The organism is bacterium (genome assembly GCA_016699995.1).
GTDB lineage: Bacteria > Patescibacteriota > Doudnabacteria > UBA920 > UBA920 > UBA920.
The window spans coordinates 358,526-375,498 of the sequence record CP064996.1 but is presented as its reverse complement, the minus strand read 5'-3'; the positions used below and the strand labels follow the sequence as shown (position 1 = coordinate 375,498).

General features: G+C 42.6%; 13 protein-coding genes. 2 read left to right on the top strand and 11 right to left on the bottom strand.

Annotated features, from left to right (window positions below; genetic code table 11):
- Positions 1 to 19: 19 nt before the first annotated feature.
- From IPM19_01965 to IPM19_01940, 6 genes are all read right to left on the bottom strand, one after another.
- On the bottom strand, positions 20 to 2,500 hold the full coding sequence (locus IPM19_01965; GenBank protein QQS23311.1) for a DEAD/DEAH box helicase: 2,481 nt from the start codon (positions 2,498 to 2,500) through the stop codon (positions 20 to 22).
- 238 nt (positions 2,501 to 2,738) lie between these two features.
- Positions 2,739 to 3,476 (bottom strand): hypothetical protein, encoded by a 738-nt coding sequence (locus tag IPM19_01960; protein QQS23310.1) that lies wholly within the window; start codon positions 3,474 to 3,476, stop codon positions 2,739 to 2,741.
- A gap of 70 nt (positions 3,477 to 3,546) precedes the next feature.
- A complete protein-coding gene (locus IPM19_01955; GenBank protein ID QQS23309.1) occupies positions 3,547 to 4,449 on the bottom strand; it encodes a rhodanese-related sulfurtransferase in 903 nt (300 codons plus the stop codon).
- A 99-nt stretch (positions 4,450 to 4,548) separates the two neighbouring features.
- Positions 4,549 to 5,157 carry a hypothetical protein gene (locus tag IPM19_01950; GenBank protein ID QQS23308.1) on the bottom strand — a complete coding sequence of 203 codons (609 nt, stop codon included), beginning with the start codon at positions 5,155 to 5,157 and terminating at the stop codon, positions 4,549 to 4,551.
- 17 nt (positions 5,158 to 5,174) lie between these two features.
- Positions 5,175 to 6,191 (bottom strand): UDP-glucose 4-epimerase GalE, encoded by a 1,017-nt coding sequence (galE, locus tag IPM19_01945; protein QQS23307.1) that lies wholly within the window; start codon positions 6,189 to 6,191, stop codon positions 5,175 to 5,177.
- 12 nt (positions 6,192 to 6,203) lie between these two features.
- Positions 6,204 to 7,277: an NAD(P)-dependent oxidoreductase gene (locus tag IPM19_01940; protein QQS23306.1), complete on the bottom strand. Its 1,074-nt coding sequence runs from the start codon at positions 7,275 to 7,277 to the stop codon at positions 6,204 to 6,206.
- A 124-nt stretch (positions 7,278 to 7,401) separates the two neighbouring features.
- On the opposite strand from IPM19_01940, the gene IPM19_01935 reads away from it, so the two are divergent.
- Positions 7,402 to 8,844, top strand: coding sequence for a sugar transferase (locus tag IPM19_01935; GenBank protein ID QQS23305.1), 1,443 nt, complete (start codon positions 7,402 to 7,404; stop codon positions 8,842 to 8,844).
- Between the two features lie 125 nt (positions 8,845 to 8,969).
- On the opposite strand, the gene IPM19_01930 is transcribed toward IPM19_01935, so the two are convergent.
- The 5 genes from IPM19_01930 to IPM19_01910 form a co-directional block, all read right to left on the bottom strand.
- Positions 8,970 to 12,959 carry a DUF11 domain-containing protein gene (locus IPM19_01930; GenBank protein QQS23304.1) on the bottom strand — a complete coding sequence of 1,330 codons (3,990 nt, stop codon included), beginning with the start codon at positions 12,957 to 12,959 and terminating at the stop codon, positions 8,970 to 8,972.
- A gap of 284 nt (positions 12,960 to 13,243) precedes the next feature.
- Complete coding sequence (locus tag IPM19_01925) at positions 13,244 to 13,426, bottom strand: hypothetical protein (GenBank protein ID QQS23303.1); 183 nt, start codon at positions 13,424 to 13,426, stop codon at positions 13,244 to 13,246.
- A gap of 56 nt (positions 13,427 to 13,482) precedes the next feature.
- Positions 13,483 to 14,094 (bottom strand): transcriptional repressor LexA, encoded by a 612-nt coding sequence (gene lexA / locus IPM19_01920; protein ID QQS23302.1) that lies wholly within the window; start codon positions 14,092 to 14,094, stop codon positions 13,483 to 13,485.
- A 465-nt stretch (positions 14,095 to 14,559) separates the two neighbouring features.
- Positions 14,560 to 14,796 (bottom strand): hypothetical protein, encoded by a 237-nt coding sequence (locus IPM19_01915; GenBank protein ID QQS23301.1) that lies wholly within the window; start codon positions 14,794 to 14,796, stop codon positions 14,560 to 14,562.
- A 317-nt stretch (positions 14,797 to 15,113) separates the two neighbouring features.
- Entirely contained in the window at positions 15,114 to 15,626 is a 513-nt protein-coding gene (locus tag IPM19_01910; protein QQS23300.1) for a hypothetical protein, read from the bottom strand.
- Between the two features lie 226 nt (positions 15,627 to 15,852).
- On the opposite strand from IPM19_01910, the gene IPM19_01905 reads away from it, so the two are divergent.
- Positions 15,853 to 16,914, top strand: coding sequence for a hypothetical protein (locus IPM19_01905; protein QQS23299.1), 1,062 nt, complete (start codon positions 15,853 to 15,855; stop codon positions 16,912 to 16,914).
- The last annotated feature ends 59 nt before the right edge of the window (positions 16,915 to 16,973 follow it).

Genomic DNA, 16,973 nt, shown 5'->3' with positions numbered 1-16,973 from the left:
GGACTAGTCTATAACCCCACTACCGCATTTGATTATGATAGTCCAAGATGTCACTAATTGAGTATAACATATCAGAGTATAGATTAGGAGCGTTTTCTTCATATAAAATAAGCTTTTTTGAAGAATATAAAGAGTTAAAAGCCTTTAATCGCGTCCTTAGTTCATCTGTAAATTTAGGGTTAATACTTAGTCCATTTTTATCGACCTCTAGGTACTTATTATAATGGATGATTCCATAAAATCTTGGGTCAATCTTGTTCTTAGTGGTAAGGAGTTTTTGGGTCTGTTGTTTCTCCTCATCATCTCGAAATCGCAGAATTCGTTCAACAACTTCCTTGGTTTCTGAATGTTCTTTTGTTATAGCTAAAAAGGTATTAAATTCAAATTTAGTTACACTTGGACTTGAACCATATTCATCCATTAATTTTAATAACGCATCGTAAATAAAAAAGAACGGATATATTCTAAAATCTTTAAACGACACGCGATTTGAAGTATCTACATATTTGTTGTACGAACCGTATATTGGATTCCAATAATTAATTTTTTCCAATTGAGTCGTAAGTATATCTCTATAGGTATCAATTTTAGAGAAGTCGCTTGTTATTTTATAAATTTCATCGAATGGAGATGTGGGTTTTAAGGGAGACTCAAATGTTACAAATCCACTAATTTTACTCAAAAACAGAGCACGGAAACCAGCGGTCATGTTTTTGCGAGGATATTTATCCATAACAATTTTTTGAATTTTCTTAATAAATTCTTTTTCTGAAATCCCAAGGTTTTCTTTAAGTATTTTTAAAGCTTCAAAATTAACTTCGAAGTATTGATTTTGTTGACCACGTTTCCAGTATAAGTTATTTTCTGTCCATTTTTCTAAATAGCTAGCATATTCTTGCCACTCTTCTTTAATAACATCATTTCTAATATCTTTCGTGTGAGTCACCTCATTGTTTCTAAAAATATCGACTACTTCTGTGTCAAAAACAATTTCACAACCATTCAAGTCGTAGACAAATAGATCCTTTCCATCACGGGTTACTTTCTTTAACCCCCTAATGCCTCCCTTAATGTTTAAGCCTTCCAAAATCAAATTGGCAGTACGGTAATTTCCTATAAAATCCAAAATTAAAACATCTTCTTTTTGTGGTGCAATACGCAGACCTCTACCCATGTGCTGAATAAATATAGTTCTGGATTCAGTTGGACGCAAAAACAATAGACAAGAAACATCAGGTATATCAACACCTTCATTGAACATATCAACTACAAAGGCTACTTGGCATTTGTTATCTCGAAAATATTTAATCAGCAATGACTTATCTTTCTCTTCAGCACCTCCGAAGCCTAAACTACGAGAGTGCACAGCAATTGCACTAATACCTGCTGCTTTAAACTTTTCAGCCGATCTTTCTGCATGCTCAATTGAAGCACAAAAACCGATGGTCTTCCTACCTTTGGCGATTTCCTTAAACTTTTTAATAATCGCTTGATCTCGTTCATCAATCAATAGATGTTTATTTAAATCTTTTGTGTCATATTTAAATCCATTAAAAAAAATGTTTGAATAGTCGATGCTATCTTTAAAACCCAAATATTTAAAAGGGGCAAGGTATCCTTGTTCTATTGCTTGCTCTTGATCCATTTCAAAGACAACATTATTATTATAGAATCCCAAAATATCTTTTCGATCCATTCGATCGGGGGTTGCAGTTAAACCCAGAAAGAATTTAGGTTTGAAATATGAAAATATTTTTGCATAAGTAGGTGCTGCTGTGTGGTGAGTTTCGTCTATAATGATGTAATCAAAATAATCAGGAGTAAAATTTTCTAAGTGTTTTTGTTTTCCTAAAGTTTGTATTGAGGCAAATAAAATATCTTTATTGGTATCTTTGCTTTTTCCATTGTAAAAACCTAAATTATCTTGCTTTTCTGGGATTACATTTTCAAATGTTTCTTTTGTTTGTTTTAATATTTCATTGATATGTACAATAAAAAGAATTTTTTTTGCTCCGCATTGTTTTGCATCTAAAGCTGCCAGAATTGTTTTACCGATCCCAGTTGCCAATATTGCTATTGCTTTATCCGAACCTTCTTCTCTGGTACGTTTCAAATTCTCTAGTGCTCTTAACTGGGCTTCATGAGGCTTAATTTCACTGCCACGTTTAAGGTATAAATTGAAAAGTTGCTGATCAGCAATAAATTGTCTACGTAAAAAGTACTTTAATAACTCCTTATTAATAAGGTCGTCACCAATACAAATTGTTTTAAATATTTTATTATTCGATTCATATATTTTTGTATTTGATTTTTCATTGCTATCAAAATATATACTATAACTAGCATAATCGGTTTTCAGCATCAAGGACGGATTATCATTAGTTTCAACCCCAAGAATATACTGTTCAAAGAGTGTGCTGTAATCATCTAATATAACCTCAAGCAATACCCGTAGGTTATTATTTTTTATTGAAGAAATAATGGCTTTATCAAGAGTCATAATATAACCATTTTAATCTATTTGAGATTGAATTTCTAGTAAAAAAGCGTTTTAAATAAGAAGCTTTCAGGTCTGTATTTTATGATTTTACTCTGGCCCTGGCATAGATTTAACTCACAAAGAAACGGTTTGATTAAATGGATTTAAGGACGAGGTGAAATTGGTAAAAGCAAAACTGGGTTCAATATCTAAAAACTTAGTTAAGTGTCGATGTAAAAGTAGTCTAATTGTGAAATCTCTACTTAATTTTAATAAATTTAATCGGATTGGAAGATCCTTGTTTAATCAAATGCTTTACTGACTTATTTATGTACATGTTACGAATTTTATTATTGGAAATCTTACCCTCAAAAAGTAATCGAGGAACCCTTTCAGGATCATGTTTCCAAATTCGAGGTGTATAAACTTCTCGAATAATTCCTCGATAGGTAGCACAAATAATTTCTACTTCCCCGGCTCGCCTCAAACTGATTCTCCACGAGCTTCTTGTAGCATTGTATAGATCCTCAGGAGTTTTACAATTCCTAAATAGTTGGTTAATCGTAATCAACACTGCATTGTGTTCAAACTTTTTAATCGGTTCGGCTTGATATTTTAAGTTAATGTCTTGTAAAGTCATTATTCCTCGATCATTGGAACCATGTCCCTTTACTAAATTGGTCAAATTCAATTTTTTATCATAACTCAACAAATCAATCACTGCTGATTCAATTTCAAGAGCCTCGATTTCTGTAAGCCCATGCCGTAGTACTAACAATTCTGGACTTCTTTTAGATTTAAGAATCGATCGAATGATTTTCAGCTTTTCGGTAGTGTTTTTGTTCGCAACTAAAGTTTCTGGCTTATGGTTATTTATTCGATTACCCCTACCTTTCCCTACATAAAATATTTTTTTAGTGCGAGGATCCCTGAGCAAATATACATAATATTTAAGTTTTTCAATTGTGGCTTGATTTAATTTTTGCACAGTATTCATTTAAGTGGACAAAAAACCCAAACAGTGATTGTTATTAATCTCTCTTGACAATGTTTTGCATGCAACATTACTAACTAACCCTTGTCTTCTCTTTATGCCCAATCTCTGGCGGGCAAAAAAACTCCTGTCCCATCTTAATCTCGCAATCAGAACACGCAATAAACTTGCGATTGCAGTCGTTCACAATACAGTTAGTGTAACGCTCGCTGGCTACGCCGCAGAAGGTGCACTTCCCCACTATCTGATGCTTTGGATCGTCGGTATAAAAACCCATGGCGATGCGGTTATCAAACACATACAGCTTGCCGATAAAATCTTCGTTCGGATATTTCTCCATATAAGACACGATGCCGCCGTCCAGCTGATACACATCCGTAAAGCCCTGGCTCAACAAATAACCGGACGCTTTTTCGCAGCGCACTCCGCCGGTACACACCGTTAAGACAGTCTTATCTTTTAAATGATTAATAGAATCCATAAACTTCGGCAAATCGCGGAAGTTATTCATCGGCGGCAAAATTGAACCTTCAAAATAGCCAACCTGATGCTCGTAAGCATTGCGCATGTCGATGATATAAAACTCTTTGCCATCCGCGATCCACTGGTGCAATTCTTCCGGCTTTAAATGAATGCCCGTCAGCTTATTTGGGTCGATATCGCACCCCTCGCCCAAACCTAATGCCACAAGCTCGTTTCGCACTTTTACAGAAGTACGAGGAAAAGAATTGCCTGTGCCGATAGAGCGCTTAATATGCGTACCTGCAAAACGAGGGTCCTTAAACAGTTCCTCTAAATATTTATCGATGTTTTCGCTGGTTCCCTCCATAGTCATGTTGACGCCTTCGGAGGCGATAATGCTGCGGCCTTTTAAGCCAAGGCGCATCTGCAGTTCTTTCTGCTCGCGCATCAGCCGAACAGGGTTATCGATATGTACGTATTTGTAAAATAAAATGATTTCGTAAGTTGGAGTCATGGTATTATTGTTGCCGCTTCAAAACAGCGGTATCGCAATAAATTATAGGGTATTTTAGGCCTTTAGTCAATATAAAACCACCTCGAGAGGTGGTGTAAATTAAGGTTCCGGCTGGTGGCTAAACAGATGATTGATCATTGCGCTATCCACATTTGGACGCCAGTACGGTTTTTTGGGAAGATTGATTAAAACAGAAATTTTGGAATCGGCGATCTGCTGCAAATCGTTCTGCATGCCGTGATCGCGGCGAATGAGCTGAAGTATATTGGCAGGCGTCACCCGCTTTTTGCTGCATTCCAGCAGATGGAAGTGAATATTCCCGGCTTTAGGAGCTTTGCTTTCTGCAACCAGCTCGGCAAGCTTTTTTAGATACTTATGCTTGGCTTCGTAATCGATAGGCTCGCCTATCACTTCGCTGGACACAGCTTCCACAATCGGTCCTTCCAAACCCGCCACCAGATGAATCCGGCCGCCGGTGGAATTCTTGAACACATCCCTTACACAGACAATGCCGTGCAGAATATTCTCGTGCTTCCGCGCGGAATGGCGATCTAGATAATTCTGAATTTTCTTTCCCACGGTGGTTTTCGGCTCCAGGTTTACATCTACGTATTCCAAAGCCCGGAAATTCGAAGCTAAGAATACCGCCAGCTCCAAGCCTTCTGTTTCGGCCTTTGTTTTGGCTTTATCAAACTTCTTCTTGGCCATATCCCCTCCTTTATGGTTTATAGACTAGTTCGTAGTATAGTGTCTAAATCGGAATTTTGCAATTCGAAATTTAGGGTCCTTTTGATAAGCGAATTATCGCAGATCGAGATGGGGACCTCTTGATCCCGCCTGGCCGCCACCCGGCTCAGAATTGGCTTACCTGCAACCTCGCGGGCCTTATTCAAAATCTGCAAGACAGAATAGCCATGGCCGGTACCAACATTGAAAATCGCATTTTGAGGCAAAGTACCGCTCTGCTGCACACAGGCCAGAATCGCGCGGGCAATGTCTTGCGGATTCACAAAGTCCCGGATGCAAGTGCCGTCTGGGGTTGGGTAATCGTCTCCGTAAATTAAAAATTCTTTTTGTCCGTCTTTTGCCGCTGCAGAGATCTGGCTTATTAAGCCATGCGGGTTCTGCGGCAACACCCCAATGGTATCTATTGTTCCGGCAACATTGAAGAAGCGCAAACAAACAGTTTTGAATTGAGTAGCTTGGTTAATAGCCTGTTCGGCCATAACTTTGCTTTCTCCGTAGGGATTCATAGGTTTTAAAAAAGCGGTTTCCATCACAGGCTCGCTGCCGGTTGCGCCGTATACAGCGGCTGTAGACGCGAAAATAAGCTGTTTTACAGGCTGAGGTTGATTAACAGGCAGAGCAGCCGACCCGCTGCCAAGCCTGCCCAGGTCCTGTAAAATATCCAACAGCTGCTGCGTCTTGGTAAAGTTATTTTCGATGTACTTCTCGCGCTCAGACAAAGATTCGTTTGCATCGATGCTCGCTGCCAAATGCACCACCGCCTCTGCCCCGCCTTGAGCGTAAATCTGTTGCCAAATTTTGCCGTCTGCAAAATCGCCATTAAAAAAATTTACCCCTGGTGTAAAACCGGGAGGTAAATTTGCTTGCTTGCCGCTGGAGAGGTCGTCTATAACAACTACATCGAAGCCGTTGTCCAACAGCAAACGCACGACATGCGAACCAATATAGCCGGCGCCGCCCGTGACAACGATCGTGTTGTTTTCCTGTTCTGTCATTATAAATTCAAACTAGTCGCCCCAATCCTGAGGATGTTCCTGGTGCCAGTCCGCCAGAGCAGAGTCTAAAGTATATTGATATTCATATCCTAAATCCTCGAGCTTTTTTGCCACGATATTGTTTTCTCGGAGCAACTTTTTAACGCGTGCGCTATTAACCGGCTGATCGATTCTTAAAACTTTACTAATGCCGCCGACAACAGTAGCCACTGGCAGCAGCAAGCCATAAGGAATATTCCAAATGCGCTTGCGCAAGTTCATTGCCTTCAATATGCCATTGGCATATTCGCCAACTGTGGCAGCCGGATTCATAGTAAAGTTGTAAAGCATTTCTTTTATGTTGCCGGAAAGCTGCTTATCCATCATCCAGGCCATAGATCTAGCCAGCTCTTTTACATAACCGCCGGACTTTACCACGTTCTGGTTGCCCAAAAATACAAAGTAACCGCCGCGGATGCCTTTGATCATGCGAGTAATGTTGCCACCTTCACCCGTGCCAAAAATTACGCCAGGACGCACAATCAATAACTTGCGCTCTGCTTGAGCATTAACCCAGTCGCGATGAATTTTTTCTGCAGCTAGTTTAGATTCGCCATACGGACTATTCGGCTGGGGCGTAGTATCTTCGGTTTTAGGACCGATTTTTTCTGTGCCATACACAGCGATGGAACTGGTAAACACAATGTACTTGCAGTCTACTTGGCTAGCCCAATCACAAACATTATTCGCCCCCGGCAAGTTAGTATCAAAATATTCGTTGCGCTCGTGGCCTGGTTCGCGGTGCACTGCAGCCAGGTTAACGACTAAATCAACTTTGCCCTGACCATTTAACTGGCCCTCTGACTGCCCACCTAGCTCTGCAGGCATCTGTTCGCTAATCGGCTGACGCACATCAACTTTTACAAACTTTACTTTGCCGCTATCCGTATACTGTTTTAGTTTCGCAGGCAAGGCGTCTAAATTAGGAGGTAGAATGTCGGCCAAGAAGATGTTTTCCGCTAAATTATTATCCAACAAATGAATAGAAAAATGGGCGCCGATAAAGCCACTGCCGCCAAATATTACAATGTTAGAAAATCGGTTCATTTAAAATAAATCTCAATAAAATCCCTAAAAAATCTAGGAAATATGCTTAAATTATACCACGTTTGTGCTTAACTGCCCAGCTAGTTCTACCAGCCAAATAGTGTTAAAATATGGAGGCAAACTTATGAAAAGAGCCGAATTCATACTCAACCTTATTTCTTTGCCAGTCGACGCCATCACCTTGGCCGGAGCTGGCTTAATTGCTTATTACATCCGTTATAACCTAGAACGATTCGATCTCGTCGGGCCGGTTATTTTTGATCTGAGCCTCAGCGGCTTTATCGCGATTCTAATTCGCGTCATCCCCTTCCTGCTCATCATCTTTGCCTTCCTTGGCTTGTATAACGTTCGCGCCACGCAGCCGTTTCGCCAGCAGGCTACCAAAATCTTTGTAGGCGTGTCGTTGGGCGCGTTGTTCACCATTGTCTTATTCTTCTTTGACCAATCCATTTTCCCATCCCGTTTTATTATTCTGGCGGCCTGGATGATGGGCATCATCTTTGCCATCGGCGGCCGTTTGGTGCTGCGAATTTTCAAGCGCATCATGTTCCATCACAATTACGGCCTGCAGCGCTTGATCATCATCAACGGCCAAGGCTCGGAAACAGAAACTGTCGAAAGCTTGTTTAAGAGCAAGCGGTACGGCTATCAGGTGGTCGCCAAGTTTGACCACCATGATGAAATTCTGTTCGAACTAGAAACGTTTATCGACGCCAATCCGGTAGACGAAATTATTCAAACCAATACTTCCATAACCCGCGAACAGAATATGCACATTGCCACGCTTGCGCGAAGCAAGGGCCTCAGCTTCAGCTTTATACCTAGCCTGTTCGAAGTTCAACGCAATGTTATCGAACTGCAAACTTATCGCGGCGTTCCTCTAATTAGCCTAAAGCACACTCCTCTGGATGGCTGGGGGCGGGTTGTTAAAAGAGTTTCTGATGTTATCTTTAGTTCAATTTGCATCATCATTACCCTCCCGGTATTTTTGGGAATCGCCCTGGCCATTAAGCTTAATAGCCCTGGGCCGGTATTCTATAACGTAACGCGGGTAGGGCGGGGCAGAAACTTTACGTTCTTCAAGTTCCGCAGCATGTATACTCACTTAAGCGTTGGAGAAAAGTACGGCAATAGCGAAGCTCAGCAAACTTTAGAAAAACTCCTCAACGAAATAAACGAAGATAATCGCACCGGACCTTTGTATAAGATCAAAAACGACCCCCGCGTCACACCAGTCGGCCGTTTCCTTCGCAAGACCAAGCTCGACGAACTTCCTCAGTTCTGGAATGTGCTTTTAGGCGACATGAGCATGGTTGGCCCTCGACCCCACTTTCCGGACCAGGTTTCCGAGTATAAACGGGGCAATGAGCGCATCTTTAGCATCAAACCTGGCATCTTTGGCCTTACGCAATTAGCGCAGCTCTCGTGGCCGAATTTGCCCTTTAAGGAAGAGATTAAGCTCGATACCTACTACTTGGAGAACTGGAGCTGGTGGCTGGATTTAAGCATACTGATCCGCTCCTTCGTAGCCTTAGTCTTCAGCCGGCGCAGCAACGATGACTATTAAAAATACCAAACAAAACACCCGCCGCTATTAAATAGGGCGGGTGCTTCTTTCTCTATAGATTTCTCTACAGGCCTGTTCATTTACCTTGGTGCTCGAAAATTATCCGGCACACAAGGGGGTGAGCTTTATGCAGTGATAAAGTTCATGATGTCTTTGCGGCGACGTACAGCTGCAAACCCAGCGGTCATAAGACCAGCGAAGGCAAATGCAGACAAGCCAACCACACCAGTAGTAGGTGCTTGGAACACCTGCTGGCCTGGGATGTCGATTACTACGGTGTTGCCGTAAGTATTCTTGATCTGGAAAGACAAGTTAGCAGCAAGGCTAGACTTTACCTTAACCTGGAAGGTCTTGGTAATAGTTTCGCCTGGCTTGATAGTGACTGCAGGGAAGGTTAGGATGTTACCTTCTAAGGTAGCACCGCCTAAGTCTACAAGGTCAGCTAATGGCAATACGCCAGATAAATCGTCAGTGATTATGTAATTCACGCTGTCTGCAGTACCACTGTTAGTGGTCTTAAGGGTAAAGGTGATAGTGTTGCCACGTTCAGCCTTTACAGATACAGCGTCGGCATTCTTAGTGTTGTTGAAGGCAGTCTTAGCCTGAACAATGTTCGGAGTGCCAGGGGTAACGGTTACAGTTACACAAGCCTTGTCGTCGGCAGACTTTACGTCATCGCCAGAACCGAAAGCAGTGTTGCAGATTTCGCCTGCTGTAGTTTGCGCTACTTTCATAGCGAATTCTACAGAACGGCTTTGACCCGCAGGAACTGTACCGAAGGTAACAGTCAATGTGTTGCTGTTGAAGCTTGGGCTGCCGGTAGTCTGAACAGAATCGTCGAAGGTCATACCAGATGGAATCTGGTCGGTAATCTTGACGTTGTTGATAGATGCATTGCCAGTGTTGGTAACAGTCACCTTGAAGAATACGCGGTCACCAGTCTTCACGGTTGCAGACTTGGTATAAGTAGCACCGGAGGTATCGGTCTTAACAAGCTTAGAAAGCTGCAAAGAGCGAGTTTCTACTGGAGGCGGGGTAACATTTACACAAGCATTATCTTGTACGGTGTCGGCCTTATCGCCAGAACCTACAGCAATGTTACATACCTGACCGCTAGTTGCGCGAGTAACTTTAGCGTTAAACTCAACAGCACGGCTCTGGCCAGCAGCTAAGCTGCCAAAGTTTACAGTCAAAGTAGAGCCATTGAAGGAAGGAGAACCAGTAGTTACAACAGCATTAGCGAACTCGAATCCAGACGGAATCACATCAGTAATTTTTACATTATCGATGGTCGCGCTGCCGGAGTTAGTGATAGTAACTTTGAAGGTTACAGTTTCGCCAGTCTTAGCGTTTACGGTCTGAGCATAGCTGCCAGAACCGATCTTAACTAATTTGGAGATCAGCAAAGTGCGAACTTCTGGTGGCGGGTTCTGAATGTTTACGCAAGCGTCAGCATTAACAGAGTTAGCGCCGTCGCCAGATGCAGTACCTACGTTACAAATAGTACCGTCGGTAGTGCGAACTACTTTAGCAGCAAATTCTAGAGTACGGCTTTGGCCGCTGGCAACAGAACCGAAGTTTACGGTAATGTTTCCACCGTTACGTTCTACGCTGCCGTTGGTTACAATAGAGTTTATATCTAGTTCCAGACCGGCTGGTACAGGATCGGTAATCTTGAAGTTGTTGATAGTGGCATTGCCAGTGTTGGTAGCGGTTACTTTGAAGTTAACCCACTCACCGGTGCGAGCAATTACAGAGTCTGCATAAACAGTGTCGCGGTTATTGTTCTTCACTAATTTAGTGATGGCAATAGTGCGAGTTTCTACCGGAGGAGGAGTTACATTTACGCAAGCGTCAGCATTAACAGAGTTAGCGCCGTCGCCGGAAGCAGTACCTACGTTACAAATAGTGCCCGCGGTGTTGCGAACTACTTTTGTAGCGAATTCTAAGGTGCGGCTTTGGCCGGCAGCTACAGAACCAAAGTTTACTGTAATAGTAGATCCAGAGATCGAAACGTTACCAGAAGTAACAATCGAGTTATGGTCTAATTCCAACCCAGCAGGGATGGCGTCAGTAATACGGAAGTTGTTGATAGTAGCATTGCCAGTGTTGGTAGCGGTTACTTTGAAGTTAACCCACTCGCCTGTTTTAGCGCCAACAGAGTCTGCGTAATTAGTATTCTGGTTATTGTTCTTTACCAATTTGGTAATTGCAATAGTGCGGACTTCTGGGATAGATACGTTAACGCAAGCGTCAGCATTAACAGAGTTAGCTCCGTCGCCGGATGCAGTACCCACGTTACAGATTTGGCCGGCAGTATTGCGGACAACCTGTGCAGCAAACTCTAAGGTGCGGCTCTGGCCAGCTCCGACAGTGCCGAAGTTAGCAGTAATAGTCGCGCCATTAATAGAGACGTTGCCGCCGGTAGAGGTAATAGAATTTTGATCCAAGGTTAAGCCGCCTGGAACAGTATCCGTAATGCGGAAGTTGTTAATGGCAGCATTGCCAGTGTTAGTAGCAGTTACCTTGAAGTTCACCCATTCACCAGTCTTAGCACCGACAGAGTCAGCGTAAGCAGTGTTCTGGTTGTTGTTCTTAACTAACTTATTAACAGTAATAGTGCGAGTTTCTACTGGAGGATTAGAAACGTTAACGCAAGCGTTATCGTTTACTGGACCAGCATTTTCGGAATTTGCTGTAGCTACGTTACAAACCTGACCGTCGTTAGAGCGGGTTACTTTTGCAGCGAATTCTACAGTATTGCTCTGGCCAACACCTAAGTTGCCAAAATTAACAGTTAAAGTGTTGTTATTAAAGCTGGCATTTCCGTTAGTTACGACTGAGTTATCAAACTGCAAGCCTGCAGGGATTGGGTCAGTAACAACTACGTTGCGCAAAGTAATGTCGCCAGTGTTAGACACAGTTACTTTAAAGTTAACGCGTTCGTTAGTCTTTGCATTTGTAGACTGTGCGTAAGAGCCGCCAGTAGTTAAATTCTTAACCAGCTTGTTAACGGCAATGTTCGGGTTATTTTGAATAACCTGAACAATCACAGTTGCGCTTGCAGAAACGCTCGGTGCATTGCTAGCCACTGCGGTGGCAGTGTTTACAAAGGTACCAGCGTTACCGCCTGCGCGGGCGTTATAAACGATAGTCTTTTCGCCCCCAGCTGGAATATCACCCAGAGACAAAGTTCCTGGCAAAGTTCCGGCGTGGAGGCCGTCTACGGTTACAGAACCGCTTTCGATCTGAACGCCATTTACTCCGTTGTCAGTAAACTGAACATTGGTAGCAGTGGTATTGCCAGTATTGCGAACTACGGACTTGTACTGCACGCGTTCATTTGGATCAACGTTTACAGAAGAAGCAAAGTTAGTATTGCGGTCCAAACTGCGGACTTCCTTAGTGATTCCCAAAGATGTGTTAGCAGGAGTATCAGCAACTACTTTGAATCGGAAGGTCAAGAAGATGCTGTATTCGAAACAAGCATCTAAGTCACCTAAGGTATAAACAGAGTTGCCTAAGTTTAGGTTCTGCTGGTCTAAGACCAAATTACCGAAGTAGTCGTACATAAAACCGCTATTTGGAACTACTTCCAATTTAGCGTTAGCTGGAGTGTGAACAGTAAAAGTTTTGTTCACGACATTGGTGTTGTCGCCAGCAAAGTTCACGTTAATCGGATGAGAACTACCTACGCCAGTATGGGTATTGGTAGTAATCTTCACGTTACGTGCCATGGTTTGGTTGCCTGGCAAATTGTTGGCAGCTCCGTTGTGGATGTACATCAAAGCTACGCCCTGTTCGCCAATGTTTAAATTCAAACCATTCTGCCAGTCGGATTCACTCTGTGAATATACAACTGGACCACCATTGTTATACTTTGCAGCATCAATAGCTGCGCGGTCGTGGCACAACGGCGGGTTTTCGTCGTCAAAAGTAACCGGGTAAGGGTTGAGAGTTGGGGTGGTTGGTGGATTCTGACAGTTTTCTGCCAACGTCTTAATGTTGGTCTTTTGAGGGATCAACACAAGAGCAATAGCCACGGCAACAACCGCAACCAAACTACCTAACAGGCCAAGTTTGCTTGACTGACGGTTAAAGAAAATGTTGCGCATTTGCTTAACTCTCCTTGATGATTAAATCGCATATTGTATGCGAAAGGTGTCATCAAATTAATAATTCTTGACGATTTACCCCAAGCTATGAGCTCGTAAATAAATCCCATAAGTATACTTTATTTTCAGGGTTTTGTCAAGCCTATAGGCCAGATAAACCCTTATAAATAAGGGGGAAATAAAAAATACCTTATAAAAAAGGCATTTATCTACTGCTATTCTAGCTCTATTTAAAGGGTTTCTCAAGGGGATCGGATACCTGGTATCCATCCCCTTTTTTACAGTTAGTGGCTGTAAATTACCCCTCGGAACTCATTATTCACAATAAGCGGAATTCCTCGAAAAGCTTTGACCTGCATAGAGATTCTTTGCACCGAACAGTTGTGTCGGCGGCCGGAAGCGCAGTGTGCGCATAACTTCTGCAATTTAGTGATGATTTCGTTTTTGGTTAATTCTAAATCAGACATAGTGGCTCCTATGGGTTAATGATTAATATTTTGTTTAATTGACCTTTTTTAGAGAATTATTCCAGATTCCGGATAACTCCAACTACTTTTCCCTGCACCATCCACTCTTCTTTTGGGTAGATGTTTTGATAATCTGGATTTTCGGCTTTTAAGTATGCCCGGTTCTTGATTTGAACAAATCTTTTAACAGTAGCTTCGTCATGCAAGAGCGCAACCACGATGTCGTTATTCTTAGCCTCACGAGTCGGACGGACAATTACCAGATCGCCTTCGTGAATTCCGGCGTTGATCATACTATCACCTCGAACTTTAAGCAGAAACACATCTTTACGGCCTTTGATAAACGATTGCGGTAAGTTTACCCACTCCTCTATAAATTCTTCGGCAAGATGCGGGCTTCCGGCTTGAATAGACCCAAGCAGCGGGACGCGGACTAAGCCTTTTTGCAAGCTGTCGGTAAGGCTGTTAAGTACGGAGATTCCCCTGGCCTTGCCGTTGGTCTCTATATAACCGCCTTCTTCTAGGCCGGTAAGCAATTTTGCAACAGCATTCTTAGACTTCACGCCAAGATGTTCAGCCATTTCGGATAGCGAGGGAGGAAGACTGTATTCTCTTATTTGATGAACGATGTATTCTAATAATTGTTTCTGTCTGTCGGTGATGCTCATGTTGAGTTCCTTTCTAATTGAATAGTATACAATCGTTCACCCTGTGTCAAATATATAAAAACAGCTGAAATTTCAACTGTTTAAAAAGTTATCCACAATATTATGTATTAGAGTCGTTATACTCGGGAGTCATAACGAACCCCGCACTTTTGACAGGACTCGTAACTATCGATTTTCGGAGGCCGATGACGTCCCCCTATCGGGGTACGCATATCGAATGGTTTATGAATCGTATGACTGGTTATCTGACCGCCACACCTTTTGGGTTGGTGAAACTTATCGAAATACAGAATTTTACAGAGCCGCTTTCGCTCCCTTTTATCGCTTTTCTCGTTAGCTTCCTTGAATCTCGGGCTTTTTCTCAACTTGTCCAACAAAGGGTCTCCGCTAGTTCGCGCCATAAATATCCTCCTAAGTTATGAACGTAATTTAGCACAAAATAAAAAACCAGTGCAAATGCACTGGCTACCCTTTGCCTAGAAGATATTTGATGACCGCGAGCAGCACTTCCCATACCTCTTGCAGAATCGGCACCGAAGCTGGCAATAAAAGCACTAGCGCTATGAGCCAGATAAAATCCTTGCGCAGAACCTGAAATATAGAGTAGATCAAAAAGATAGCTAAACCAATAGAGATAAAGGGGTGGAGAAAATCCGGAAAGTATCCTAAAACCTGATTATATGTGTCTGTGAAGAATTGCATTATCTTCTTTTCTTAATAGCTTTTTTAAATGGCTTTGAAGCCAGCTTTTTAGTTACGGTCTTTTTAGCTAGAGTCTTCTTAGCCGTTTTTTTGGCAACTTTTTTTACTGGCTTTAGCATTGCCTTTTTTGGTTTAGCCTTTTTTGCTGGCTTAGTAGGCTTAGCTACCGGCTTTGACACTGCTTTGCGAGCAGTTTTTCTAACCTTTTTCGGCGTAGTATTTTTTTCTACAGGTCTTGATTTCCGAACCGCCTTTGCTAAAGGCTTAACGATTGGCTTTCTTTTTACCTTCTGGTTTCTTAATTATAGACTGTTTCTTTACTGCTTTTTCTTTACGGCTTTAGCTACAGCTGGTTTTGCAACCGACTTAGTAGCTTTGGCTGGCTCTGTTGCTGCCGTCTCTTTGATTTCTTGCTTTTCATCTGACTTGTCTAAGAGAGTGATGTGCGGATAATCGAAAACGTCTTTAATAAAACGGTCAAACGTGTCGCGGCGCAGCTTAAATTCCTGGGCGGTCATGATGCTGTAATTAAGCTCTCCCCCGAATTGCTTGCTAGTAGTTCTTAAAAACACATTCAGCTTATCTGCATTAACCGAACCAACTAGTAACAGGTCGACAACCAATTCGGGACGGCCCACAAATACCCCGGATAAAAATATGCCGCTAAAATTGCCGAGCTTTCGGAGGCTGGCACTGAGTTCGTCCGGCCAAGACTTATGTTCCCTGCCCAAAGAACTCTTTAACTGGGGGATCATCGCATGACGATGATTGAGAATATAAAATTTAGTCTGCTGTTTGGAAAAACTTCTCACTAAGTTATGCTTTTCCATAATGGACGCGGCTTCGGAAACATCCTTATGGCTAATAGACAGCCGGCGAGACAATTCTGAAACCGGAAAACTACGCGGAGTAGCTGTAAGAAAAATGCGAGCAACTCAGCCTGATGATCTGAGTCGATAATATCGGATAATCTAGTAATCATATTTCAATATTATACCATACCCCCTATTTTGGCTGCGGGTGCGGGCACCACTCAAAAGTGGTATAATATAGGAAATGACTGAATTAGAAACACAAGTTGTAAAAATCCAGCTTGGGGACAACCGCCAGTCCTCTACTTTTGTATATACGCTCGCCGAAACCATCGATTCCATCGGCACTGAGATTTATGTTATCTGCGAACTGCCGATGTTCAACCCGGCAGCCAAAGATGAATGCCAGAGAATCGCAGAAGCAATTAGCGGATCTTTAAAACGCTCGTATAAGCGCGCCGACGGCAGCAATCATACAGGAATTTTTGAAGCTGCTTTAGCAAACATTAACGAAGAATTGGGCAAGCTTGTCACTTTAGGCAAAACCCACTGGCTCGGTAAACTCAACGCAGCTGTGGCTGTAAAACATGCCGGGGTACTGAGCGTTTCTAGTGTCGGGAAAATTTCCGCGCTTATTTACCGTGAAGGCAAGTTCTCTTCTATAACCGATACTTCCAATAGCAATTCGCAGCCGTTAAAAACTTTTGACCAATTCTCCGAAGGCAAGCTTCGCCTGGGCGACTTGTTTATGCTTTCTACCCCAGAATTGCTTAACCACATCTCTATCGATCGCATCAAGACCTTATTGAATAAAAACGACCTGCCGATTGCCGCACAAAGCATTATCGAATATTTAAACGACGACATGGGTCCAGACGTAGCCTGCGGCACAATTTTTGCACTGCAAGTTGAAGCCGGCACGACCTCTGATGAAGAAGTTGATCTCGGCCAGTATTTAGCGGGCCCGATTGCGACTTCTGAAATTGTCCGAGACAAGAGCTGGGTACCCCACAAGGTTAAAAAGGCAGCTGCTACCAGCTTAATGATCGGAAAAAACTTTGCAGCGGACTTTAAAAATAAATACGTAAAAAAGAGTTATTGGCAAGGCATGGTTTCTAAATCCAATCAGTCTGTAGGAGTCGTGCAGAGTACTCTAAAAAAGACTGCTTCTAAACTCCAACCAAGCCAAATCTCCGGCTACAGCCGCCAAAAGAAGTTCTTCCTAATTTCTGCGGCAATTTTGTTGATTGCGTTCGGAACAAATCTCGCCATTGCCAGGATGCAAAGCAATAAAGAAAAACTGTAACGGTCTCTACCGAAGCTTTAACTAATATCGAAAAGAACCTTAACGACGCCAATGCTGCT